General features: G+C 66.1%; 26 protein-coding genes. 12 read left to right on the forward strand and 14 right to left on the reverse strand.

Annotated elements, in window-relative coordinates; translation table 11 throughout:
* Positions 1–4: 4 nt before the first annotated feature.
* From FQY83_RS01570 to FQY83_RS01590, 5 genes are read right to left on the reverse strand one after another with little or no spacing between them, the layout of a single operon-like run.
* Positions 5–277: a VirB3 family type IV secretion system protein gene (locus FQY83_RS01570; protein ID WP_008786754.1), complete on the reverse strand. Its 273-nt coding sequence runs from the start codon at positions 275–277 to the stop codon at positions 5–7.
* Positions 274–657 carry a TrbC/VirB2 family type IV secretion system protein gene (locus tag FQY83_RS01575; protein WP_008786753.1) on the reverse strand — a complete coding sequence of 128 codons (384 nt, stop codon included), beginning with the start codon at positions 655–657 and terminating at the stop codon, positions 274–276. The genes FQY83_RS01570 and FQY83_RS01575 overlap by 4 nt, the downstream gene beginning before the upstream one ends.
* The gene (gene trbB / locus FQY83_RS01580) at positions 654–1,706 is read right to left on the reverse strand and encodes a P-type conjugative transfer ATPase TrbB (RefSeq protein WP_008786752.1); all 1,053 of its coding nucleotides are present in this window, start codon (positions 1,704–1,706) and stop codon (positions 654–656) included. Before trbB ends, FQY83_RS01575 begins: the two co-directional genes overlap by 4 nt.
* On the reverse strand, positions 1,703–2,167 hold the full coding sequence (locus FQY83_RS01585; protein ID WP_008786751.1) for a CopG family transcriptional regulator: 465 nt from the start codon (positions 2,165–2,167) through the stop codon (positions 1,703–1,705). The genes trbB and FQY83_RS01585 overlap by 4 nt, the downstream gene beginning before the upstream one ends.
* Positions 2,164–4,167 carry a conjugal transfer protein TraG gene (locus FQY83_RS01590; RefSeq protein WP_019396555.1) on the reverse strand — a complete coding sequence of 668 codons (2,004 nt, stop codon included), beginning with the start codon at positions 4,165–4,167 and terminating at the stop codon, positions 2,164–2,166. The genes FQY83_RS01585 and FQY83_RS01590 overlap by 4 nt, the downstream gene beginning before the upstream one ends.
* On the opposite strand from FQY83_RS01590, the gene FQY83_RS01595 reads away from it, so the two are divergent.
* Positions 4,162–4,413, forward strand: coding sequence for a hypothetical protein (locus tag FQY83_RS01595; protein WP_124014400.1), 252 nt, complete (start codon positions 4,162–4,164; stop codon positions 4,411–4,413). The genes FQY83_RS01590 and FQY83_RS01595 overlap by 6 nt on opposite strands.
* Here FQY83_RS01595 and FQY83_RS01600 read toward each other — a convergent pair.
* From FQY83_RS01600 to FQY83_RS01610, 3 genes are all read right to left on the reverse strand, one after another.
* The gene (locus FQY83_RS01600; RefSeq protein WP_008786748.1) at positions 4,403–4,681 is read right to left on the reverse strand and encodes an EexN family lipoprotein; all 279 of its coding nucleotides are present in this window, start codon (positions 4,679–4,681) and stop codon (positions 4,403–4,405) included. The two genes, FQY83_RS01595 and FQY83_RS01600, sit on opposite strands and share 11 nt — an antisense overlap.
* Positions 4,678–5,622: a LysR family transcriptional regulator gene (locus FQY83_RS01605; protein ID WP_008786747.1), complete on the reverse strand. Its 945-nt coding sequence runs from the start codon at positions 5,620–5,622 to the stop codon at positions 4,678–4,680. The genes FQY83_RS01600 and FQY83_RS01605 overlap by 4 nt, the downstream gene beginning before the upstream one ends.
* A 286-nt stretch (positions 5,623–5,908) precedes the next feature.
* Positions 5,909–6,082, reverse strand: a complete 174-nt coding sequence (locus FQY83_RS01610) for a hypothetical protein (protein WP_019396554.1) — start codon at positions 6,080–6,082, stop codon at positions 5,909–5,911.
* On the opposite strand from FQY83_RS01610, the gene FQY83_RS01615 reads away from it, so the two are divergent.
* Both FQY83_RS01615 and FQY83_RS01620 read left to right on the forward strand, forming a co-directional pair.
* Positions 6,024–6,398 carry an Lrp/AsnC family transcriptional regulator gene (locus FQY83_RS01615; RefSeq protein ID WP_008786746.1) on the forward strand — a complete coding sequence of 125 codons (375 nt, stop codon included), beginning with the start codon at positions 6,024–6,026 and terminating at the stop codon, positions 6,396–6,398. The genes FQY83_RS01610 and FQY83_RS01615 overlap by 59 nt on opposite strands.
* A 57-nt stretch (positions 6,399–6,455) precedes the next feature.
* Positions 6,456–6,650: a heavy-metal-associated domain-containing protein gene (locus FQY83_RS01620; protein WP_003821167.1), complete on the forward strand. Its 195-nt coding sequence runs from the start codon at positions 6,456–6,458 to the stop codon at positions 6,648–6,650.
* Positions 6,651–6,724: 74 nt separating this feature from the next.
* Here FQY83_RS01620 and FQY83_RS01625 read toward each other — a convergent pair whose 3' ends face one another.
* The 4 genes from FQY83_RS01625 to FQY83_RS01640 form a co-directional block, all read right to left on the reverse strand.
* Positions 6,725–7,483: a MauE/DoxX family redox-associated membrane protein gene (locus FQY83_RS01625; RefSeq protein ID WP_008786745.1), complete on the reverse strand. Its 759-nt coding sequence runs from the start codon at positions 7,481–7,483 to the stop codon at positions 6,725–6,727.
* Between the two features lie 217 nt (positions 7,484–7,700).
* Positions 7,701–8,039, reverse strand: coding sequence for an ISC system 2Fe-2S type ferredoxin (fdx, locus tag FQY83_RS01630; RefSeq protein ID WP_008786744.1), 339 nt, complete (start codon positions 8,037–8,039; stop codon positions 7,701–7,703).
* Positions 8,040–8,055: 16 nt separating this feature from the next.
* Complete coding sequence (cueR, locus tag FQY83_RS01635; RefSeq protein WP_008786743.1) at positions 8,056–8,535, reverse strand: Cu(I)-responsive transcriptional regulator; 480 nt, start codon at positions 8,533–8,535, stop codon at positions 8,056–8,058.
* A 15-nt stretch (positions 8,536–8,550) separates the two neighbouring features.
* A complete protein-coding gene (locus FQY83_RS01640; protein ID WP_008786742.1) occupies positions 8,551–11,046 on the reverse strand; it encodes a heavy metal translocating P-type ATPase in 2,496 nt (831 codons plus the stop codon).
* A gap of 313 nt (positions 11,047–11,359) precedes the next feature.
* On the opposite strand from FQY83_RS01640, the gene FQY83_RS01645 reads away from it, so the two are divergent.
* Positions 11,360–11,641 (forward strand): ArsR/SmtB family transcription factor, encoded by a 282-nt coding sequence (locus tag FQY83_RS01645; RefSeq protein WP_019396552.1) that lies wholly within the window; start codon positions 11,360–11,362, stop codon positions 11,639–11,641.
* 38 nt (positions 11,642–11,679) lie between these two features.
* On the opposite strand, the gene FQY83_RS01650 is transcribed toward FQY83_RS01645, so the two are convergent.
* Positions 11,680–12,990 carry an MFS transporter gene (locus tag FQY83_RS01650; protein WP_008786740.1) on the reverse strand — a complete coding sequence of 437 codons (1,311 nt, stop codon included), beginning with the start codon at positions 12,988–12,990 and terminating at the stop codon, positions 11,680–11,682.
* A 9-nt stretch (positions 12,991–12,999) separates the two neighbouring features.
* Positions 13,000–13,248, reverse strand: coding sequence for a metal-sensing transcriptional repressor (locus tag FQY83_RS01655; protein ID WP_169708473.1), 249 nt, complete (start codon positions 13,246–13,248; stop codon positions 13,000–13,002).
* A 299-nt stretch (positions 13,249–13,547) separates the two neighbouring features.
* On the opposite strand from FQY83_RS01655, the gene FQY83_RS01660 reads away from it, so the two are divergent.
* From FQY83_RS01660 to copM, 8 genes are all read left to right on the forward strand, one after another.
* A complete protein-coding gene (locus tag FQY83_RS01660; RefSeq protein WP_085850948.1) occupies positions 13,548–14,579 on the forward strand; it encodes a cation diffusion facilitator family transporter in 1,032 nt (343 codons plus the stop codon).
* Between the two features lie 43 nt (positions 14,580–14,622).
* Positions 14,623–15,000 carry an ArsR/SmtB family transcription factor gene (locus tag FQY83_RS01665; RefSeq protein WP_008786737.1) on the forward strand — a complete coding sequence of 126 codons (378 nt, stop codon included), beginning with the start codon at positions 14,623–14,625 and terminating at the stop codon, positions 14,998–15,000.
* A gap of 424 nt (positions 15,001–15,424) precedes the next feature.
* A complete protein-coding gene (locus FQY83_RS01670) occupies positions 15,425–16,663 on the forward strand; it encodes an efflux RND transporter periplasmic adaptor subunit (RefSeq protein ID WP_021162752.1) in 1,239 nt (412 codons plus the stop codon).
* Entirely contained in the window at positions 16,660–19,836 is a 3,177-nt protein-coding gene (locus FQY83_RS01675) for an efflux RND transporter permease subunit (RefSeq protein WP_008786735.1), read from the forward strand. The genes FQY83_RS01670 and FQY83_RS01675 overlap by 4 nt, the downstream gene beginning before the upstream one ends.
* Positions 19,837–19,856: 20 nt before the next feature.
* Complete coding sequence (locus FQY83_RS01680) at positions 19,857–21,362, forward strand: efflux transporter outer membrane subunit (RefSeq protein ID WP_008786734.1); 1,506 nt, start codon at positions 19,857–19,859, stop codon at positions 21,360–21,362.
* A 50-nt stretch (positions 21,363–21,412) separates the two neighbouring features.
* The gene (locus FQY83_RS01685; RefSeq protein WP_019396549.1) at positions 21,413–21,805 is read left to right on the forward strand and encodes a MerR family transcriptional regulator; all 393 of its coding nucleotides are present in this window, start codon (positions 21,413–21,415) and stop codon (positions 21,803–21,805) included.
* Between the two features lie 91 nt (positions 21,806–21,896).
* Positions 21,897–23,093: an MFS transporter gene (locus tag FQY83_RS01690; protein ID WP_008786732.1), complete on the forward strand. Its 1,197-nt coding sequence runs from the start codon at positions 21,897–21,899 to the stop codon at positions 23,091–23,093.
* Positions 23,094–23,317: 224 nt separating this feature from the next.
* Entirely contained in the window at positions 23,318–24,016 is a 699-nt protein-coding gene (copM, locus tag FQY83_RS17860; RefSeq protein ID WP_024892198.1) for a CopM family metallochaperone, read from the forward strand.
* The last annotated feature ends 5 nt before the right edge of the window (positions 24,017–24,021 follow it).

Here is a 24,021-nt window from a genome sequence, read left to right on the forward strand (position 1 = left end):
CCCCTCACACGTCCAGCAGCGGGCGGTGCTTGATGTGCCGGGCGAACACGGCCATGAACTGCGGATCGACGCGCGCACCCCATACCGCCAGCGAATGGCCGACGATCCAGAGCACCACGCCAGGAATCCACAGTTGCAGGCCCAGCCCGACGGCGGCGGCCAGCGTGCCGTTGGCAATCGCCACGGTGCGCGGTGCGCCGCCCAGCAAGATCGGCTCGGTGAGCGAGCGATGCAAAGGCACCTCGAACCCGGCCGCGAAGCTATCCGGGCCGCTCATACGACAGCCCCGCCCGAGAACGAAAAGAACGACAGGAAGAAGCTCGAAGCCGCGAACGCGATGGACAGGCCGAACACGATCTGGATCAGCTTGCGAAAGCCGCCCGACGTGTCGCCGAAGGCGAGCGCGAGGCCCGTGGCAATGATGATGATGACCGCGACGATGCGCGCCACCGGCCCCTGAATCGACTCCAAGATCGACTGCAACGGGCCTTCCCAGGGCATCGAGGAACCAGCGGCCTGCGCGGTGCCGGCCAGGAACAGCAACAGCGCGGCCAGCAGCAGCCCTCGCCCCGCAGGGCGGGCCAGGCAGCGCAGCCGTGCAAGGCGCAAAGCCGGATTTACGGAAACACGGAAAGCAGGAATGGTCATCTGCGTCATAGCAGTTCTCCAGGTTGGTCAGGGGACGAGGAAGTCGCCGCAGCGGGTGCGGCATCAGGGATCGGCGGCAGCTCGGGAAACGGCGTTTCCAGCGCGTCCACCAGTTGGTAGCCCACGCCGTCGAAGCCGACGATGCGGGCGATGTTCTCGATGCGGCGCTTGCGTCCGCGCCCGGCGATCTGGATCACCACGTTGACCGCCTCGGCGATCAGCGCACGCGGCGGATTCACCGCCACTTCGAGAATCAGTTGCTCCAGGCGCAGCAACGCGCCCAGCGCGGAGCCGGCGTGGATCGTGGCGACGCCGCCGGGGTGGCCGGTGCCCCACACCTTGATGAGATCCAGCGCCTCGGCACCGCGTACCTCGCCGACGACGACGCGATCAGGTCGCAGGCGCATGGACGAGCGCACCAGCTCGGTCATGGACACCACGCCGGAGCGCGTGCGCAGCGGAACGTGGTCGCGGGCCGCGCATTGCAGCTCCACCGTGTCTTCGAGCACCAGCACGCGGTCGCCCGTGGCAGCTATCTCGGCCAGCAGCGCGTTCGCCAAGGTCGTCTTGCCGCTGCTGGTGGCCCCCGCGATCAGGACGTTCTGGCGCTCGCGCACGGCGCGCACCAAAAAGCCCGCCTGGGCGGCGGTCATCATTCCGTCCACGACGTACCGCTCCAGCGGGATCACGCCGATGGTGCGCTTGCGCAGCGCGAAGGCCGGCCCCGGCGCGGCTGGCGGCAGGATGCCCTCGAAGCGTTCACCGGTTTCGGGCAGTTCGGCGGACAGCAGCGGCTGGCCGCGATGCACCTCCGCGCCGACGTGGGCCGCGACCAGGCGGATGATTCGCTCGCCATCGGCTTCGGGCAGCTCCACGCCCATAGGCGCGCGGCCCGACGACAGGCGATCCACCCAAAGGGTGCGGTCAGGGTTGAGCATGATTTCCACCACGTCGGGGTCTTCGAGCGCGGTGGCGATCAGCGGCCCCATTGCCGTGCGCAGCATCTGGATGCGCCGGTCGAGCGACGTGGCACTCATGGATTGGGAAACGGCGCTCATGACGCACGCTCCTGCGCATCGGCGGCTGCCGCCGCGTCCTCCATCCGCACCGAATCGGGATGCAATTCCTCCACCACGTCGCGCACCAGGCTGCGCCCACGCATCAGGTGGCGGCCAAGCTGCTCGGTGAACTGCTCGAAACGCGCCTTGCCCAAGGCGCGGGCCGCCTCTTGGTGCGCCTCGGGAACCGGCGTGCTGACGGTCAGGTAGTAGCGGATGAACAGCGCCAGCGTCTCGATGGCGATGCTCTGGTCGCGCTCCATTCGCTCGGCCTGGCGCGAGAGGCGATCAAGGCGCTTGGCGATGGCCGCCTCGCGCTGGTCGGCCGCGTCCGGCGACAGCCAGGACGCCAAGGCAGCGGCGACGATGCTGGACTTGGACACGCCTTTCTTGGCGGCCAGTTCATCGAGCCGCTGGGCGTGCTCGGGCTGGATAAAGAGGTTCAGGCGATAGTGGCTCATAGCTCGATTCCGTCGTTGGGGTCGAGGGACGCCAGCCGGGCCGTGCGCTGCATGGCCGGATCAAGCTGGCGAGGAAGGGGAAGCGGCAGGTCGTCGTCGTCATCGAGCAGGCCGAGGTCGGCCGCGGGCGCGGCCAGCTCGGGGTCGTAGGCGACGGCCTCAGTTAGCTCGGGCTGACGGCGCGGGCCGCCGTCGTCGGCCGACGCCCGGAAGCCTTCGGCGGCATCGGCCGCAGGCGCGGCAGGCACGGCAGGAATCGCCAGGCCACTCCAGTCGTCGGGGCGCAGTGGCGGCGCGTCGGCGTACCGGCCGTCCGCCAGCTCGGGCGGCGGCAGCACGCGCTGCTTGAAATTGGCGTCGGCGTAGTAGCGCAGCTTCCGGGCCTTGATCGGCGCCATGCTGGACACCATCACTACGGCATCGTCCGGCGGAAGCTGCATCACCTCGCCCGGCGTCAGCAGCGGGCGGGCCGTCTCCTGGCGCGACACCATGAGGTGGCCCAGCCACGGCGCGAGCCGGTGGCCCGCGTAGTTGCGTTGCGCGCGCAGCTCGGTCGCAGTGCCCAGCGTCTCGGAAATGCGCTTGGCGGTGCGTTCGTCGTTGGTGGCGAACGTCACCCTGACGTGGCAGTTGTCGAGAATGGAATGGTTCTGTCCATACGCCTTGTCGATCTGGTTGAGTGACTGCGCGATGAGGAAGCTGCGGATGCCGTAGCCCGCCATGAAGGCCAAGGCTGTCTCGAAGAAGTCGAGCCGACCCAGGGCCGGGAACTCGTCGAGCATCAGCAGCAGCTTGTGGCGGCGTTCGATGCCGTCGCTGCCGTCCAGCGATTCGGTGAGGCGTCGCCCGATCTGGTTGAGGATCAGGCGGATGAGCGGTTTGGTGCGCGATATGTCCGAAGGCGGCACCACCAGGTACAGCGACACCGGATGCTCGGCCGCGATCAGGTCGGCGATGCGCCAGTCACAGCGCGAGGTGACTTCGGCCACCGTGGGATCGCGGTACAGGCCGAGGAACGACATGGCGGTGCTTAACACGCCGGAACGCTCGTTGTCCGACTTGTTGAGCACTTCACGCGCCGCCGACGCGACTACCGGATGCGGCCCCTCGCCCAAGTGGGGCGTGGTCATCATTCGATGCAAGGTCAGCTCGAACGGGCTGGCCGGGTCGCTGAGGAAGTTGGCGACGCCGCGCAGCGTCTTGTCTTCGCCCGCGTAGAGCACATGCAGGATCGCGCCGACCAGCAGCGCGTGGCTGGTCTTTTCCCAATGGTTGCGCTTCTCCAGCGCGCCTTCGGGATCGACCAGAATGTCCGCGATGTTCTGCACGTCGCGCACTTCATGCGCGCCGCGCCGCACCTCCAGCAGCGGGTTGTAGGCCGCCGACTTCGCATCCGTGGGGTTGAACAGCAGGCAATGCGAGAAGCGCGAGCGCCAGCCTGCGGTGATCTGCCAGTTCTCGCCCTTGATGTCGTGGATGACGGCGGACGCGGGCCAAGAAAGCAGCGTCGGCACCACCAGGCCGACGCCCTTGCCCGAGCGCGTGGGTGCGAACGTCAGGACATGCTCTGGCCCCTCATGGCGCAGGTACTGGCGGTCGTGCTGGCCGAGGAACACGCCCTCTGGCTGCGTGAGGCCCGCCTTGCGAATGTCATGCGCGTTCGCCCAGCGGGCCGATCCGTAGGTCGTGACAAGGCGTGCCTGCCGCGAGCGCCAGACCGACATGGCAATGGCGACGGCCACGGCGACCATGCCACTGCTGCCAGCGATGGCTCCGCCGGTGTCGAAGATTTCCGGGGTATAGGCGCCGTAAGAAAACCACCACTCAAACAGCTTCCACGGGTGATAGATCGGCGTGCCAAGAAGATCGAACCAGGGCGAGCCAAGGCGTACTTGATAGCCAAGGGCTGCTGCTGTCCATTGTGTGGCACCCCACACTCCGGCGATCACGATGCCGAATACCACGGCGATCTGACCGAACAGCACGTTCGTCCCTTGCATGACCTGGCCTCCGATTTCTCCTGCGCCGATTCCTCATGGAAAAAGCGGCACAAGGACGTGCCGGAGGCGTCAGGATCGGTGCCGCGTCAGTGCCGGTCAAAGACCGTTTTAAGCAGAAAGATCGAGCAAAAAGAAAGAATTAGCGCGGTGGCGAGCCAACGAAAAACGTCGCAAGCGCAGGCGCGTTGCGGCGTGTCGGTCAGGAAATCCAATATTCGTGGCGAAGCGGCCACGATCAAAACTTAGGCGGCTCCTTCGGCGGTGTGTAGGGCGTTTCCCCGTCGCCATAGAACCGCTTGCGCGTGGCCTCGGCCACCCGGTTGCACAACACGTCGCCCAGCTTGGGGCGGTCGGTCTTGCACTGCTGGCGCAGTTCCTTGAGCCGTTCGGGGTTGGCCGCCAGCTCTTCCACTGTCGGGATGTTGGCTGCGGAACCGGCGGACTTCTGTGGCCCATCGGACTGGCCGCAGGCAGTCAACACGGCAACCAGCAAGAATGGGATGATCTTCTTCATGGCGTCAGTTCCTCCGGGTGATCGGGATTACGGCCTCGTATGGGCCTGGGGGTTTCCGGCTGTTCGATGGCCTGTGCGCGCTCAATAAACCGCGCCAACTCGTCGGACGGATCTCCGTCCAGCCGCAACAGATAGGTCGTGAGGGGCGACACGCGCGAAGCTAGCGGCCGGGCCACTACACCCGGCTCACGGCTGGCGGCAATGTGTGCACTGCCTGCTAGGCCGAGCGCAAAACCGGCCGAGACTAGGGCCATCATCAGGTCGGTGGACGAAACCCTCTCTGCAATCAGTGGCTCCACATCCGCACGGCGCAACACCCGTTCAACTTGCTTGGCATGGCCCTCACATGCCTGTGGATCGCACAGAACCAGTGGATAGCGAAGCAACTCATCCAAGGGGATGCGCTTGTGGGCCAGAAGCGGATGCCGAGCTGGCACGGCCACCATCAGCGCATCGCTCCATGCGGGCGTGGCGACGATACCGTCGCCCACTTCGTCGGATTGAGCAAACCCTACGTCATACAGATCGCTATGCAGCCCCTTGATCTGTTGCGATAGGGGCACCTCGAAGAACCGGATTTCGACCTCGGGTTCTTCCTGGCGGCAAAGTACGAGCAACGCAGAAAGGCGCGACGGCGTGATGCCGTCGGACAATGCCACGCGCAACTGGCCATGAAAACCGTTTGCTGCCGCTTTCACGCTATCGCGTGCCTGCTCCAAGGCGGAGAGCACGCGGCGCACGTGCTCCAGAAACAGCTCGCCCGCACGGGTCAGCCGAGTGCTGCGCGTGGTGCGGGCAAACAGCATCACGCCCAGTTCTTCTTCCAGTTCCTTGATGGCCCGTGACAGTGGAGACTGCTCGATGTGCAGCCGCTCGGCAGCGCGGGCGAAATGGAGTTCCTCAGCAACCGCAATGAAGCAGCGCAAGTGACGAAGTTCCATAGTCTTGTCCTTCCATGATCCATGTTGATTCGGGGGACGAGATGCACGCCTGCTGTAGCACCAGTCGAGCTGAGGCCAAATATTGAATAAACAATTATACATGTGTTCATATATTAGTCAAAGAAGCCTGCACCGTGCCGTGGTGATGTTCGATTGTGAGGAGATGAATGGTGCAAGCTGCACGAGGGCCAATGGGCATCGTGGAGGCCGCTTGCCAAAATAGTGCGAGCCCCACCGGGGCTCGCGAGATGCGGAAGGTGCTATGCCTTCAGGGGGAAAGCCCGAATCAGGCTGGGTTGATTTCCAGCGCGCCGCGGTTGATCTGGTCGCGCTCCATCGACTCGAACAAGGCACCGAAGTTACCTTCGCCGAAGCCCTCGCGGTAGTTGCCCTTGCGCTCGATGAACTCGAAGAACACCGGGCCGAGCAGCGGCTCGGAGAAGATCGGCCTCACGCTCACGGCCTACCTGAACGTGCGTCTCGAAAAGCACTCCGACTCGCACAAGCGCAATCCCATGGACGTGTTCCGCGCGTCGGTCCAGAAATGGCCGGAGGTCGTGGAATGCCATGCGCTGACCGGCGACATGGACTATCTGCTGCGGGTGGTCGTCAGGAACATGGCTCACTACTCTCGCTTCGTGCTCGACACGCTGCTCAAGCACCCCAGCGTGCAGGACTGCAAGACAAGCTTCGTGCTGGATCGGGTAAAGAGCACCACGGCCTTGCCCTATGAGCATTCGGCCGATTGGTGTAGCGGGGATGCAAATAGCGCTTGACCTTCCAACCGTGGCAAGGACCAGACTTCAAACACCCCAACCCGAAAGGAGTTTTCCATGCAATTCCATCTCGAAGACATGACCTGCGGCGGCTGCGCCCGCACCGTTACGAAAACGATCCAAACGATCGACCCCAACGCCAAGATCGTCACGGACCCGCCGACCCGCCGTGTCGAGGTCCAGACCTCGGCCTCGCAAGAGCAGATCGCCGCGGCCCTGAGCGAAGCTGGCTTCCCGCCGCGCGCGCAGTAACACCGCGTCGTGGCCGGCCTGCACACAGGACGGCCGATGCGAGCACGTGCGCTGCGCCGTACCTGGCGCGGCGCTCAGTGCATCCCAAGGTAGGCGACCTTGGCCCACATCCACAGGGCCATCGCCACCATCATCAGGTTCTCGGTCAGGGACACGAAGCCCAGCGGCACGTTGCTGTCCCCGCCCACACAGGCGCACTTGAGTTCCCGGCGATCGACATAGACCGCCTTGAAAACCGACACGGCCCCGACGGTCCCGATGAACAGCGCCAACGGAATCGACACCCACATCCCCACGCCCGCGACCATCAGGACGCCTGCGATGGCCTCCGCGAACGGGTAGAAATAGGCATACCGAACCCAGCGCTTGGCCAGCAGGTCGTAGTTGAGGAACATCGTCGCGAAGCCGTCCACGTCCTTGAGCTTCTGCAGCGCCAGGAGACACATGGCAAAGGCCACGAACCACTCTGCCGCCTGAATGCTCCAGAGCTGGCCGAAGGCCGCCCAGCTCGCCGCCAGCGCCATCGCGGCCGCCATGGCGAACAGCGCGATCACAGGGGTGTAGGTCACGGCGTTCTTGTCCTTCACGGACATGCCGAAGAATTTGCGCAGGTCGTCGTAGCCGCCCACGCGCCGCCCGTTTATGAAGACCTGGGGCGTGGTCTCGACGCCATGCTCCTTCTTGAACGCATCCGTCTGCTCGCGGCTCGCCAAGTGTTTGTCCTCGACCTCGTAGCCCTTGCGGTTGAGCAGATCGAGCGACTTCAGCCCGTAGGGGCAGGTATGGCCGGGCATGACCATCCGGTAGAGCGTGGCTTGTTTGGGCGCAGACATGCTGGACTTCTCCTGTGGGACTTTTCATGGGCCGGCCGCAGCGCCGACTATCACGGATTGAAGGACTTTGACGACATTTCCAGCCTAACCGGCGGTGGTGCAAGGGGGTGTAGGCATCTGGCTCCCGGGGCGGTCGTCAGGCTGCAACGCCGTCAGTCCTCCGTCTGCCAGAGCAACCCCGCCGCAGGCCGGCGCGCCCGCGGCGGCACGCTGGGTCCTAGTGGTTCTCCTTGGCATGGTTGATCGTGTACTTCGGGATCTCGACGGTCAGGTCCTCGTTCGCCACGATGGCCTGGCAGCTCAGGCGCGATTGCGCCTCTAGCCCCCAGGCCCGGTCAAGCAGGTCGTCCTCGCACTCCTCGACCTCGTTGAGGGAATCGAATCCCTTGCGCACGATGCAGTGGCAGGTCGTGCAGGCACAGCTCATGTCGCAGGCATGTTCGATCTCGATGCCGTTGTCTAGCAGCGCCTCGCAGATCGAGGTGCCGACCGGCACGTTCAGCTCGGCGCCCTCGGGCGCCAGTTCAGGATGGGGCAAGACGGTGATCTTGGGCATGGTCTCTCCCGGCTGCTCAGTGCGCACGCGGCTTCTTTGCCGCTGCGTTGCCACTTGCACGCCGTGGCACGGCGCCGGTGCGCGCTTCGGGCTCGTCGTCGCTGGTATCGAGTTGCTCCAGCGTGTGCAGGATCGGGCAGTCGGGCCGTTCGTCGCCGGCGCAGCACCGGATCAGCGCCTTGAGCGTCTCGGCCATCTCCAACATGCTCGCGATGCGCCGGTCCAGCTCGGAGATGTGCTGCTGCGCCAGGCGCTTGACGTCGGCACTCCGGCGCGACTTGTCGTTCCACAGTCCCAGCAGGTCCGTGATCTCGGCCACCGAGAAGCCGAGGTCGCGCGCACGCCGGATGAAGTGCAGCCGGTGTACGTCGTCCTGGCTATAGGCGCGGTAGCCCGAATCGTTCCGGTCGGCCGGGGGAATCAAGCCGATCTGCTCGTAGTAGCGGATCATCTTGGCCGAGACCTTCGAGGCCTTGGATGCTTCACCGATGTTCATGGTGTTCCTCCTTTCTCAATGAGCGGTATCCGCCGCCAGCGGCGGCTGGAAGCGGCGCAGGCGCAGCGCGTTGCCGAGCACGAACACGCTGGACAGCGCCATCGCTCCGGCCGCGAAGATCGGCGACAGCAGCACACCGTATGCGGGGTATAGGACGCCAGCGGCCACCGGGATCAGGGCCGTGTTGTAGCCAAACGCCCAGAACAGGTTCTGGCGGATGTTGCCGATGGTGGCCTTGGACAGCGCGATGGCGTTGGGCACACCCTGCAGGTTGCCGGACATCAGCACCACGTCGGCCGACTCCACCGCCACGTCGGTGCCGGTGCCGATCGCCAGGCCCACGTCGGCCTCGGCCAGCGCCGGCGCATCGTTGATGCCGTCACCCACGTAGGCGATCTGGCCGTGGGTGGCCTTTAAGCGGCGCACGGCTTCGACCTTGCCCTCGGGCAGCACTTCGGCCACCACCTCGTCGATGCCCAGTTGCTTGGCGATGGCCTGCGCGGTACGCGCGTTGTCGCCAGTGATCATCGCCACCTTCAGGCCGAGCTGGTGCAGCGCGGCAATGGCCGCGGGCGTGCTGGACTTGATCGGATCGGCCACCGCGATGATGGCGGCCAGTCGGCCGTCGATCGCGGCGTACAGCGGCGACTTGCCCTCATTGCCCAGGCGCTCGGCCGTGCGAGCGAAGCCGCTCACGTCCAACCCCAGCTCACGCATGAAGCGATCGGCACCGACCTCGACACGCGCGCCGTCCACGGTGGCGCGCACGCCCATGCCCGTGACCGAATCGAAGTCTGTCATCGTCGGCAGCGCGATGCCACCTTCCACGGCCGACTCGACGATGGCGCGTGCGATCGGATGCTCCGAGCGCGATTCGACAGAGGCGACCTTCGCCAGCACCTGGTTGCGGTCAAAGCCGTCGGCAATCTCCAGGTCGGTCAGGACCGGGCGGCCCTCGGTCAGCGTGCCGGTCTTGTCCACGGCCACCACCTTGGCGTCCTTGAGCAGTTGCAGGGCTTCACCCTTGCGGAACAGTACGCCCATCTCGGCGCCCCGGCCCGTGCCGACCATGATGGAGGTCGGCGTCGCCAGACCCATGGCGCACGGGCAGGCAATGATCAGCACCGCCACGGCATTGACCAGCGCGAAGGACAGCGCGGGCGACGGGCCGAACACCAGCCAGACCAGGAAGGTCAGCACGGCGGCCAGCATGACGGCGGGCACGAACCACAGTGTCACCTTGTCCACCACGGCCTGGATCGGCAGCTTGGAACCTTGCGCCTGCTCGACCATGCGGATGATCTGCGCCAGCATGGTCTGACCGCCCACGGCGGTGGCACGCAGCGTCAGCGCACCCTTCTGGTTGACGGTGCCGCCGACCACGGTGCTGCCTTCCGCCTTTTCGACGGGAATCGGCTCGCCGGTGATCATCGACTCGTCCACGAAGCTGCGGCCCTCGGTCACTTCACCATCGACCGGCACGCGCTCGCCGGGGCGCACTTCCACGATGTCGCCCTGCGCCACGTCGTTGATCGGGATGTCCACGATGCGGCCGTCGCGCAGCACGTGCGCCTCCTTGGCCTGCAGGCCGACCAGGCGCTTGATGGCCTCGGAGGTGCGGCCCTTGGCCCGTGCCTCAAGAAAGCGGCCCAGCAGGATCAGCGCCACGATGACGGCGGCCGCCTCGTAGTACACGTTCACCGTGCCGGCCGGCAGCAGACTGGGCGCGAATGTGGCGACCATCGAATAGCCGAAGGCTGCGGCCGTGCCGACCGCGACCAGCGAGTTCATGTCGGGACCCAGGCGGAACAGCGCCGGGAAGCCCTTCTCGTAGAAGCGCCAGCCCGGAATGGCGAGCACCAGCAGGGTCAGCACGAACTGCAGATACCAACTCTGCTGGATGCCGATGGTGGAAGCCACCCACTCATGCATGCCGGGAATCATGTGCGAGCCCATTTCGAGCACGAACACAGGCAGCGCCAGCACGGCGGCCAGGGTCAGGTCGCGCTTGAGTTCGGCGCGCTCGGCGTCCTTCTTCTCGGCGGCTTCCTCGTCGGCCTGCGCGCCGGTATCCACCGGGTTGGCCTCGTAGCCGACCTTCTCGATGGCCGCGATCAGGTCCGCCACGGCGGCCACGCCGCGCACGGTGGCACGCTCGGTCGCGAGGTTGACCGTGGCCTCGGTGACGCCGGGCACGGCCTTGAGTGCCTTCTCGACGCGGCCCACGCAGGAGGCGCAGGTCATGCCCTCGACCGCCAGTTCGACGGTGCCAGCCGGCACGTCGTAGCCGACCTTCTCGACCGCCTGGATCAACGCGATGCGATCGACAGGACTGGCCAGGCGGATGTCCGCCCGCTCGGTGGCGAGATTGACGGACACGCTGTCCACGCCCGGCACCTTGGCCAGGGCGGCCTCGACTCGGCCGACGCAGCTCGCGCAGGTCATGCCCTCGATGGGTAGGCTGATCGCTGCTGCGGTGGCACGAGCATCACTCGTTATTGGCATGCTCATGGTTGTTTCCCATAGTTGATATTCGACATGGGGGAGCTTAGGGTTTACCATCGTGGGAAGGTCAAGCGCTTTTTTCGGGTACTGTCAGGTTTCAGAAATGGCCCGGCGCACGGGGGAAACGAGGGGCCTTGGTCGCCAGGCTCGCCCTGGTCCCGGGCTGTGCGCGCGCTCAAGCGGTCGCAGCCTCGTTGATCCTGAAGGGCACGAACAGCCGTTCGAGGGTAGGAATTTTTGAGAGATGACTCCACGCAAACCAGCCAGTGCCCCACCGAAGGGCCCAAGCACCGATCTGGCCTCCCTGTCACAGAATGACGTGACCATCCTGGCCGAGACTTTCCGGCTCCTGGGCGATCCGTCGCGGCTCAAGGTCATGCTGTGCTGCATGAAGGGGTCCACGTCGGTAAGCGACATCGCGGAAGCCGTCGAACTCTCGCAGTCGTTGGTCAGCCATCACCTTCGACTGTTGCGTGGAGCCCGTCTGGTCAAGGGCGCGCGCCAGTCCAAGCAGATCTTCTATGAGGTAGCGGACAAGCACGTGAGCCAGGTGCTGCTGGACATGGCCATCCACATCGTTGAGGACAACAGCGACGACTAGCCTTGGTGCGAAACAGCCCTTACCGCGTCCCGTGAGGCCTATCCTTTCGGCCAGATCCGGTGCAAGTCATCCACGACCAGCACGTGATGGTGCCCGCCTTGGTTCGCGTGCTGACGCAAGTGGGGGTGATCCGCCGACAGGTTCGGATGGTCATGGGCCAAGTCCGACGGGTCGCTGGCCGGCCACAGCCGAAGCGCCAGCGCCACGCCAGCTAGGCCGATCAAGGACATGACGACGAACGTCGATTGCAGCCCCATGGCCGCGCCGAAGCGTCCGGCCAGCGGGTAGCAGATGAGCCAGCAGGCGTGCGACAGCGCGAAGTGGGCCGCGAAGATCGCTGGACGGTCCTCGGCGTGGGCCGAGCGGCGCAGAAGACGGCCGGATGGCGTCTGCGCCACGCTGTAGCCAAAGCCGATCACCAGCCACAGCGGCAGCAACAGCGCATAGCTCGGCAGCAGTGCGCCGATCGCCGTGCCCACGACGAGGACAGCGGCGCCGGTGAGCATCGCGGGTCGGTCGGCTACTTTCTCCAGTAGGGACGGCAAGACGAAGGCGGCCACCATCGAGCCGCCTCCGAACGCCGCCAGTGCCCACGCCACCTCGACTTCGCCCAGGCCGAAACGCGCCTTCACGAGCACCACCGTGTTCACGATCACCATCGCGCCGGCCGCCGAGACGGCCAGGCTGATCGCCAGCAGGCCCCGCAGGCGAGGCGTGGCGAGGTAGATGCGCGTGCCGCGCGTCGTTCGCTCCCAGATGCCGCGGCGCGGGCCGGGGACGGACGTGGGCAACCGCACGCTGACCACGAGAGCGGCTGAAACGAGGAAACCGAGCACCGTTCCCGCGAACAGGTTGTGAAAGCTGATGACGGTCAGCAGCGCGGCGGCCAGCATCGGGGAAATCAGGCTTTCCAGGTCGTAGGCCAGCCGGGACAGCGACAGCGCCTTCGTGTAGTCCTCTTCGTCGGGAAGGATGTCCGGGATGGTGGCCTGGAAGGTCGGCGTGAAGCCGGCGGATGCCGCCTGCAGAACGAAGATCAGCAGGTAGATCTGCCAGACCTCGGTGACGAAGGGCAGGCACAGCGCGACGGCCGCTCGCACGAGGTCCAGCGCCACGAGCAGCGAGCGCCGCGGGAGCCGGTCGGCGAAGGCCTGCGCGACCGGCGCGACCCCCGCGTAGGCCAGCATCTTGATGGCCAGCGCCGTCCCGAGCACCGCGCCTGCATCCGCGCCGGCCAGCTCGTAGGCCAGCAGGCCGAGCGCCACCGTCATCAGGCCGGTGCCGACGAGCGCGATCACCTGGGCGGTGAACAGGTGGCGGTAGGTGCGGTTATTCAGGACGGAGAGCATCGGACGGCCTCAGAGCAGTTTGGTCAGCGCCTTCATTTCGGTCAGAACGGAGTCCTCGTCATGGGACAGGCAGTGGTCGATGTGGTCGTGGATCAGGACGCGCTTGGCCGCCGTCACCGCGCTTTCCACCGCCGCGAGCTGGCGGGCGATGTCGAGGCAGGTTTCTCCCCCTTCGATCATCCCGATGACGTGCCGCAGATGCCCCTCGGCGCGCTTGAGCCGCTTCACCAGGTCGGGATGGGTGGTGTGCTTATGCATGTCTTCCATGCTGAAATCATATCCCCCCAGGGGGGATACTGCCACTGGATGTTAGATCAACGGCTGCTTGCCAGGCGGGGGGAATGGTCGCCGAGCCAGGCTAAGGCAATTGCCCGGAGCGGCATCCCGGCCGTGGTGAGACGCGAACACAAATGTGTACAACAATTCACATGAAAACATGTTCATGTGTTATATTTTGAGCCACAGTCAAAGACCCAGTTTCCCGAGGCCCCATGTCCCAATCCCACGCACATGACCATGGTCACGATCACGACCATGATCATGACCACACCCCGACCGTGACCAGCGCCAACGAGCGCAAGGTCCTGCTGTCCTTTTTCCTGATCTTCGGCTTCATGGTCGTGGAGGCCGTCGGAGGCGTGCTGTCGGGCTCGCTGGCCTTGCTGGCCGACGCGGGCCACATGCTGACCGACGCCGCGGCGCTCGCACTGGCCTACGCAGCATTCCGGTTCGGCCGCCGCGCGGCCGACAGCAAGCGCACCTTCGGCTACCTGCGCTTCGAGGTCATCGCCGGTTTCCTGAACGCCGTGACCCTGTTCGCGATCGTCGCTTGGATCGCCTACGAGGCGTGGGAGCGGCTGCAGGCGCCGCCCGTGATCCTGGCCGGCCCGATGATGATCGTCGCCGTGCTCGGCCTGCTGGTGAACGTGCTCGTGCTGTGGATCATGACCCGCGGAGAGACCGATCACGTCAACGTGAAGGGGGCCATCCTGCACGTGATGGGCGACCTGCTCGGCTCGGTCGGCGCCATCGTCGCTGCGATCGTCATCTACCTCACGGGCTGGACGCCGATCGATCCCATCCTGTCGGTCCTGGTCGCGGCGCTGATCCTGCGCAGCGCATGGAAGCTGCTCGCCAAGTCGATCCACATCCTGCTGGAAGGCGCGCCGGAGGATGCTTCGCCGGAGAAGGTGGAGCAAGGCCTGATGGGCGCCGTGCCGGGCCTGGCGGCCGTCAGCCACGTTCACGTGTGGCAGCTCACCTCCGGGCGCACGATGGCCACGCTGCACGTTCGCCCCAACGTGGACGAGGAAGCACGCGCCGTGGTCAAGCGCGTCGAAGCGGTGCTTCGAGAGCAATTCAGCATCGAACACGCCACGGTCGGGATCGACTGGAACTCGGGCACCGACGAGAACGTCTGCAGCTTGCAGCCCACGTCGGAGCGTCAGGACCACAGCGGCCACGATCACAGCGGTCATGACCACAGCGGGCACGACCACAGCGGCCATGATCATGGCAATCACAAGCATGGCGGCGGGCACAGCCACGGCCATGACCACGACCATTCCGCTCCTGGTCACAGGCATTGAGGCCGCGCGAGCCGGCTCGCACTCCACTTGAGGATTTGCATCCATGACGTCCCGCAAAACCACCAGCGCCGACACCGCGCAATGCTCGACCACCAGCCACGACGCGGCGACCGATGCCCTCGCAATGTCGCAAAGTGACGTCGCTGTTCTGGCCGAGACCTTCCGCCTGCTGGGCGACCAATCGCGATTGAAGATCCTGCTGCAGTGCATGCATGGCTCGGTCGCCGTGGGGGACATCGCCGAAGCGCTCGACCTGTCGCAGTCTCTGGTCAGCCATCACCTGCGGCTGCTGCGCGGTGCGCGCCTCGTGCGCGGCGAACGCCAAGCCAAGCACATCTTCTACAGCATCGCGGACCAGCACGTCAGCCAGGTGCTGCAGGACATGGCGGTCCACATTTCCGAGGACAAAGCCGACGACTGACCAGGCCCAAGCACCCAGGCGAATGGCAGGTTGCGAGGCGCCGGTACCCACGCCGCCGGTTAGCCTCAAGGACGTCCTCGATGCGGCCTGGGCGCAACACCCTGAATCGCGGGCCCTGCCTGGGCGCCGGGATGCCGCGCAGGCACAGCAATGGGCGGCGGCAGCTTGGACGCCTGAGCCTCCCGCGCTCGCAATCACCCACAAGACCGACCGGTTCAACCGCACAACGGCACTCGTGAGCTGGATGTCGGAGTGGCCACAGCGACGACGCGGGGTTTTCCCACCACCTTGTCCATGCAGCCTGCCCGCTAGGGCAACCCAAAGGGCTTGACCTTGCCTTCGTTGTAACGCCTAGCCTCCACACAAATTTCTGCAGAGCGCTTCGGAAGGGCCGGAGTCCTGCATCCAAGAAAGGGGCACTTCCATGCGTAAAAAAATCAGAATCGTTGTGGTGGCAGGCGTCATCGCAGCCGTCGGGGGCATAGCGATTGCCGCCCGCGACGCCAAGGACGAGGGCAAGGCCGCGGCGCCCCCGGCGGGCGCGCCGATGGCGCCGCAGGTGCCCGTGGCCGAGGTCATCACCCGCACGGTCGCGCCATCGGCCGAGTACACCGGCTTCCTGGCCGCGCCCAAGACCGTCGAGCTGCGCTCGCGGGTCGGCGGCGCCGTCGATGCTGTGAGCGTCCCCGAGGGCAGCCTGGTGCGCAAGGGACAACTGCTGTTCCAGATCGACCCCCGACCGTTCCAGGTCACGCTCGACACGGCTGCGGCGCAACTGCAACAGGCCGAGGTGCTGGCCAGTCAGGCCCAGGCCGACTTCGACCGCGCCGAGCGCCTGGTGGCGACCGGCGCTGTCGCGCGCAAGACCTACGACGATGCCGTCTCCGCGCGCAGTGCGCGCCAGGCCCAGGTGCAAGCGGCCAAGGCCGCCGTCGCTGCGGCGCGGCTGGATCTGTCCTACGCCCGCGTCACGGCGCCCATCGCCGGGCGCGTTGACCGCGTGCTCGTGACCGAGGGCAACCTGGTCAGCGGCGGTGTCGCCGGCGCGGCCACGCTGCTGACCACGATCGTGTCCATCGACCCGCTGCACGTGTACTTCGACATCGACGAAGCCACGTACCTCAACGTCGTGAGCCGCTCGCGGCCCGCTGCGGGCGCCGGCGGCAAGGCCTCGCTGCCCGTGCAGGTCGGGCTGACCACGGACAAGGGTTTCCCGCACAGGGGCGCGCTCGACTTCGTGGGCAACACCATTGACCGAAGCACCGGCACGATCCGCGCGCGCGCCGTTGTGCCCAACCCGGATGGGCGCATGGCACCCGGCATGTTCGCCCGGGTCAAGCTGTCCACCGGCGCGGCGCGCGAGGCCGTCCTGATCGACGATCAGGCCGTGGGCACCGACCAAGGGCGCAACTACGTGCTGGTCGTGGGCGAGAACAACCAGGCCCAGTACCGGCCCATCGAACTGGGGCCGGTGGTGGACGGGCTGCGCGTCATCAACGGCAGCCTGCAGGCCGGTGAGAAGATCATCATCAAGGGCCTCGTGCGCCCCGGCATGGCGGTCACGCCGCGCATGGTGCCCATGCAGCCGCCCGCGGCACCGGCCGCCGGCGCGGACCCCGCCAAGGCTGACGGCGCGGCCGGCTCGGCGGAGGCCCGCAAATGAATTTCCCCCGCTTCTTCATCAACCGGCCCATCTTCGCCATCGTCCTGTCGGTGCTGATGCTGATCGCGGGCGCGATCAGCTACTTCCAGCTGCCGCTGAGCGAATACCCGCAGGTCACGCCTCCCACGGTGCAGGTCACCGCTAGCTATCCCGGTGCCAACCCGCAAGTGATCGCCGATACCGTGGCATCACCGCTGGAGCAGGCGATCAACGGCGTAGAAGGCATGATGTACATGCAGTCTCAGATGTCCACCGACGGGAAAATGGTGCTCACCGTCTCCTTCGAGCAGCATATCAACGCCGACATTGCGCAGATCCAGGTGCAAAACCGGGTCTCGCGGGCGTTGCCGCGCCTACCGCCTGAAGTTCAGCGCATCGGTGTTGTCACCGAGAAAACGTCGCCGGACGTTCTCATGGTGGTGCATTTGCTTTCGCCTGGAGGTCGATATGATCCGCTGTACGTCTCCAACTACGCCACACTTCATGTGAAGGATGAGCTGGCTCGTACGCCAGGCGTCGGCGATGTCCTAGTCTGGGGCGCCGGGGAGTATTCGATGCGGGTCTGGCTCGAACCCGCCAAGGTCGCTGCTCGTGGGCTGATCGCGAGCGACGTGGTTGCCGCCATCCGCGAGCAGAACATACAGGTTGCCGCTGGTTCGGTTGGTCAGCAGCCGGATGCCTCGGCGGCGTTCCAGGTCACGGTCAACACTCTGGGCCGACTGTCGAGCGAGGAGCAATTCGGCGAGATCGTCGTGAAGACGGGCGCCGACGGCCAGGTAACTCGCCTGCGGGATGTCGCCCGCATCTCGATGGGGGCCGATTCCTACTCTTTGCGCAGCCTGCTCAATGGCGAGCCGGCGGTGGGGATACAGATCATCCAGAGCCCGGGCGCGAACGCGCTGGATGTGTCTAGCGCGGTGCGCGCGGCAATGGACCGACTTCAAGCTAAGTTCCCCGACGGCATTGAGTATAGGATCGCCTACGACCCCACGGTCTTCGTGCGCGCCTCGCTCCAGTCCGTCGCCGTCACGCTGCTGGAGGCCATCTTCCTGGTGGTGATCGTGGTGGTGCTGTTCCTGCAATCCTGGCGCGCGTCGATCATCCCGCTGATCGCCGTGCCGGTCTCGCTGGTCGGCACGTTCGCGGTGATGCACATGTTCGGTTTCTCGCTGAACACACTGTCGCTGTTCGGACTGGTGCTGTCCATCGGCATCGTGGTGGATGACGCCATCGTGGTGGTGGAGAACGTGGAGCGCCACATAGCGCTGGGCGAATCACCCAAGGACGCGGCGCGCAAGGCGATGGATGAAGTGACTGGCCCGATCCTGGCCATCACCTCGGTGCTGGCAGCGGTCTTCATCCCCTCGGCGTTCCTGTCGGGGCTGCAGGGCGAGTTCTATCGCCAGTTCGCGCTAACCATCGCGTTCTCGACCATCCTGTCGGCGATCAACTCGCTTACGCTGTCGCCAGCGCTGGCCGCCATCCTGCTCAAGCCGCACCACGGCGCGGCCAAGCCCGATCGCGTCACGCGCATCATCGACGGCGTGTTCGGCGGCTTCTTCCGCCGCTTCAACCGCTTCTTCGACCGCGCCTCGAATTCCTACGTCGGGGGCGTGCGCCGCGCGGTGCGCGGCAGCGCCATCGTGCTGCTGCTCTACGTCGGCTTCCTGGGCCTGACCTGGCTGGGCTTCCACAAGGTGCCTGCGGGCTTCGTGCCCGCCCAGGACAAGTACTACCTCGTGGGCATCGCCCAGCTTCCGACCGGCGCCTCGCTGGATCGCACCGAGGCGGTCGTCAAGGAGATGACCAAGATCGCACTGGCTGAGCCGGGCGTCGAGAGCGTGGTGGCCTTCCCGGGCCTGTCGGTCAATGGACCGGTGAACCAGCCGAACACCGCGCTGATGTTCGCCATGCTCAAGCCCTTCGATGAGCGCAAGGACCCGTCGCTGTCGGCCTTCGCCATCCAGGGCAAGCTCATGGGCAAGTTCAGCCAGATCCCGGACGGCTTCGTCGGCATCTTCCCGCCGCCGCCGGTGCCGGGCCTGGGTTCTATGGGCGGCTTTAAGCTGCAGATCGAGGACCGGGCGGGCCTGGGTCCCGAGGCGCTTGCACAAGCACAGGGCCAGATCATGGGCAAGGCCATGCAGGCGCCCGAGCTGGCGAACATGCTCGCCAGCTTCCAGACCAATGCGCCGCAGTTGCAGGTGGACATCGACCGGGTGAAGGCCAAGTCGCAGGGCGTGTCGCTGACCGAGGTGTTCGACACCCTGCAGGTCAACCTTGGCTCGCTCTACGTCAACGACTTCAACCGCTTCGGTCGCACCTACCGGGTAATGGCCCAAGCCGATGCGCAGTTCCGCATGCAGGCTGAGGACATAGGCATGCTCAAGGTGCGCAATGCAGCGGGCGACATGATCCCGCTGAGCGCGTTCGCGACCATCGAGCGCAGTTCCGGCCCCGACCGGGTGATGCATTACAACGGCTTCCCCTCGGCGGACATCAGCGGCGGGCCAGCGCCGGGCTACTCATCCGGCCAGGCCACCGCCGCGATTGAGAAGATCGTGAGCGAATCGCTGCCTGACGGTATGACCTACGAATGGACGGACCTGACTTTCCAGGAAAAGCGAGTTGGCAATACTGCTATCTATATCTTCGCGCTGGCGGTGCTGCTCGCCTTCCTGTTCCTGGCGGCCCAGTACAACAGTTGGTCGCTGCCGTTCGCTGTGCTGCTGATTGCACCCATGGCGCTGCTCTCGGCGATCGCCGGCGTCTGGCTCTCTGGGGGGGACAACAACATCTTCACGCAGATCGGTTTCGTGGTGCTGATCGGCCTGGCCGCCAAGAACGCGATCCTGATCGTGGAGTTCGCCCGCGCGAAGGAAAGCGAAGGGGCCGATCCGCTGGCAGCCGTGCTCGAAGCCGCGCGCTTGCGGCTGCGCCCGATCCTGATGACGTCGTTCGCCTTCATCGCTGGCGTGGTGCCGCTGGTGCTGGCCAGCGGTGCGGGCGCCGAGATGCGCCACGCCATGGGCATCGCGGTGTTCGCCGGCATGCTGGGCGTGACGGTATTCGGCCTGGTGCTGACGCCGGTGTTCTACGTCGTGGTGCGCAAGCTGGCGCTGCGCCGCGAAGCGCGCCATGCCCGTGTCGGCATGACCGACCAGCACGCATGACGGCCAGGAGGACATACGACATGAAAACATCTTTCGCATTCACACGACCCGCCAGGACGCTGGCGCCGCTCGCCCTCGCGGCGGCGTTGACTGGCTGCTCCATGGCACCGAAGTATGACCGGCCCGCAGCGCCGATCGACACGGCTTATCCCTTGGGCGCGGCCTATGTGGAACCGGCGGCCGCGACGCCCGACGACGCGATCACGGCCGAGATCGGCTGGCGGGACTTCTTCCGCGACCCGCTGCTGCAGCAGTTGATCGGCATTTCACTGGAGAACAACCGCGACATGCGCAAGGCCGCGCTCAACGTGGAGGCGGCTCAGGCGCTGTACCGTATCCAGCGTGCCGAGATGCTGCCGAACCTGGGCGTTTCCGCCCGCGGCGCGTCAGAGCGCGTACCGGCCGACCTCAGCACCACGGGGCAAAGCGACGTGCTCCGGCGCTACGACGTGGCCGGGGTGACGGCCGCCTGGGAACTGGACCTGTGGGGCCGCATCCGCAGCCTCAGCGACCGGGCGCTGGCGTCCTACCTGGCCCTCGACGAGACCCGCATCGCCACGCAGATGAGCCTGGTGTCCGAGGTGGCCAGCGCCTACCTCACGCTGCGTGCCGACCAGGAACTGCTGCGCCTGACGAGCGACACCCTCGCCACGCAGAAGCGCTCCTACGGGCTGACCACCCAACTGGTGGAAGCGGGCAACTCCACGCAGCTCGACCTGCGCCGCGCAGAGATCGCGTTGCGCACCGCCGAGGCCAACCATGCCGCCTACACACGGCAGGCGGCCAAGGACCGCAACGCGCTGGTGCTGCTGTTGGGCCAGCCGCTGACGCCGGAGCTGTCCCGGCAGCTTGACGAGGCCATGGCGCTGCCGGACGACATCGTGCCGACCGGCCTGCCGAGCGGCCTGCCGTCCGAACTGCTCGCGCGCCGGCCGGACATCCGCGCCGCCGAGCAGATGCTGATCGGCGCCAACGCCAACATCGGCGCGGCGCGGGCCGCGTTCTTCCCGACGATCAGCCTTACGGGCTCGGCGGGCACGGCCAGCGCTTCGCTGGACGGCCTGTTCGATTCGGGCTCGCGGGCCTGGAGCTTCCTGCCGCAGATCACGCTGCCCATCTTCCGCGGCGGCGCGCTGCGCGCCAACCTGGACGTGGCGCACGTACAGAAGCGCATCGAGATCGCCAACTACGAGAAGTCCATCCAGGCGGCCTTCGCCGAGGTGGCCGACGGCCTGGCGGGCAAGCGCACGCTCGATGAGCAGATCCGCGCGGAGCAGCTCCTGGTGGCGGCCAGCCAGAAGGCCTACGAGCTGGCCGAGCAGCGCTTCCAGGAGGGCGTGGACGACAACCTCACTGTACTCGACGCGCAGCGCACGCATTACGGCACGCAGCAGACCCTGGTGCGCACGCGCCTGACGCGGCTGAACAACCTCATCCATCTGTACAAGGCGCTGGGCGGCGGCTGGACTGAGCACACGGTGCAATCGGGCGCCACGGCGCAGCAGTCCGCCCGGTCGCCGGGATGAGGGCCGGCGCGCAGCGGTGGCGTCCCCCATCGCTGCGCGCGGAGAGCTGGATGAGGATTGGTGAACTCGCGCGCTTGACCGGCACGCCCCCTGAGAACATCAGGTTCTACGAACGGGAGGGCCTGCTGCCCGCTCCCGAGCGGTCCCGCAACAACTACCGGCGCTATGGCCCGGCCCATGTCGAGCGGCTTTACCTGATTCGCAACTACCGCGCGTCGGGCATCGGCCTGGATGACATGCGCAACTTGCTGGGCTGGACGCATCGCGAGTCCCCGGAACCCGAGCTGCTGACGCAGGCTGTCCGGGACCATCTCGCCTATGTCGAGGAACGCATGGCGCAACTGACCCGGGTGAAAGAGCACCTGCTCGCATTGGAACGGCAGGCTGTTCCTTCTGCCGCTCGGGAGATTTGCGAGGAGCGACCAGGTTGCGGCGGTTCATGAGCATCGCATGGCCGAATCATGGTCGGATAACTGAACATATATTCATGCGTGTAATATTTCCGGCCAGACAAACGAACAAGAAAGACCGCCCATGACCGACCAGAGCATCACGCGCCGAAACATCGGCGTTCTCACCGCCGCGCAGGCGCTCGGTGGCGCCAGCGCGCCCATCGTGATGTCGCTGGGCGGGCTGGTCGGCCAGCAGCTTGCCAAGGACTCGGCCTGGATCACCTTGCCCGTGAGCCTGTTCGGCCTGGGTCTTGCCATCGGCACCTTGCCTGCGGCGTTCATCATGCGGCGCCATGGCCGCCGCAACGGATACGTGGTCGGGGTCGGCTTCGGCGTGGCCTCGGGCCTGATCGCCGCGCTGGGCATCATGCTGGCCTCGTTCTGGATCTTCTGCGCCGGCACCTTCCTGGCGGGCTTCTACGGCGCGTATGTGCAGAGCTACCGCTTCGCAGCCGCCGACACCGCCGAGGACGCGCTCAAGGCCAAGGCGATTTCCTGGGTAATGGTGGGGGGTCTCGCGGGTGCCATCATCGGGCCGCAGTTGGTGATCTTCACGCGCGACGCGGTAGCGGGCACGCCCTACGTCGGCAGCTTCCTCAGCCAGGCGCTGCTGCCGCTGATCGCCCTGCCGATCTTGCTGATGCTGCGCACGCCGCGCCAGACCCCGGCCGAAGCCGCCGCCGACAGCGGCCGCACGGTGCTGCAGCTCCTGGCGATGCCGCGCTACGCGCTGGCCGTGGCCGCGGGCGTGGTGTCCTATGGGGTGATGGCGTTCGTGATGACCGCCGCGCCGGTGGCGATGGTCAACCACGGGCATTCGGTGGACAACGCCGCCCTGGGCATCCAGTGGCACCTGCTGGCGATGTTCGGGCCGAGCTTCTTCACTGGGCGGCTGATGGTGCGCTACGGCAAGGAGCGCGTGACCGCCGTGGGCATGGTGCTGCTCGCCGCCTCCGGGGTGGTGGCCCTGGGCGGGCTCGGCCTGTCCCACTTCTGGGGCTCGCTGGCGCTGCTGGGCATCGGCTGGAACTTCAGCTTCATCGGCGCGACGGCGGTGGTCACCGATTGCCACACCCCGGCCGAGCGCAGCAAGGCGCAGGGCATGAACGATTTCTTCGTCTTCGCCGCCACGGCGGCCGTGTCGTTCCTCGCGGGATCGATCCTGCACAGCTCGGGCTGGCAGGCGGTCAACTGGATGATCTTCCCGGCCCTGGCGCTGATCTTGGTGCCGCTGCTGTGGCAGACCGCGCGAAAGCCGGTGCGGCTAGGTCCGGGCTGATCGGGCCGATGCGGGAGGTGTTCCATCTAGCGGTCGCCTCAGGCGCTACATCACCTGCTTCCACCGCTGCAGCTTCGACAGCGCGTTGTCGTAGGCGGCGGAAGTGAAGGACTGGATCTTGCGCCGAGGGTCTTCATCGGCATCAACGGCGAAATGAGGGGCTTGACCTTCCAACAATGGGAAGCCCTACAGTGACTCCATCAATCTCATTCAAGGAGTTTTTCATGAGAGTCAACAAGTTCAGCCTGTTGTTCATTGCGGGCGCCGTCGTGGTCGCCATCGGCCTGATGGCCGTTCAGAAGAAGGTGGTCCCGTCGGGTGAAGTGATGCAGGCCAATGCGAGCGGAGATCACCAAGGGCACGCGATGCCCTCCAGCGCCTCGGCCAATGACAGCCCTTCCACGACCGCGTATCGCGCCGTGAACGACCAGATGCACGCGGGGATGGGAGCGCAGTTCACTGGCAACGCCGACGTCGATTTCATGCGCGGCATGATCCCGCACCACCAGGGCGCGATCGACATGGCCAAGGTGGCGTTGCAGTACGGCAAGGACCCGGAGGTCCGCAAGTTGGCTGAGGAGGTTATCTCTGCGCAGGAAGGCGAGATCGCCATGATGAATAAGTGGCTTGGAGAACGCGGCCAACAGGCGGCGACCGGCAGCTCGGGCGACGCCTCGACGACCGCCTACCGTGCCGGCAATGACCGCATGCACGCCGACATGATGATTGACTTCAGCGGCGATGCCGATGTGGACTTTATGCGCGGCATGATCCCGCATCACCAGGGCGAGATCGACATGGCCAAGGTGGCGTTGCAGTACGGCAAGGACCCGGAGGTCCGCGAGTTGGCTCAGGAGGTTATCTCTGCGCAGGAAGGAGAGATCGCCATGATGAAGAGCTGGCTTGCCGCTCGGGGAAAGTGAAGGCA

Origin of the sequence: Luteimonas marina (genome assembly GCF_007859325.1) — a bacterium.
GTDB classification, from domain to species: Bacteria; Pseudomonadota; Gammaproteobacteria; order Xanthomonadales; family Xanthomonadaceae; genus Luteimonas; species Luteimonas marina.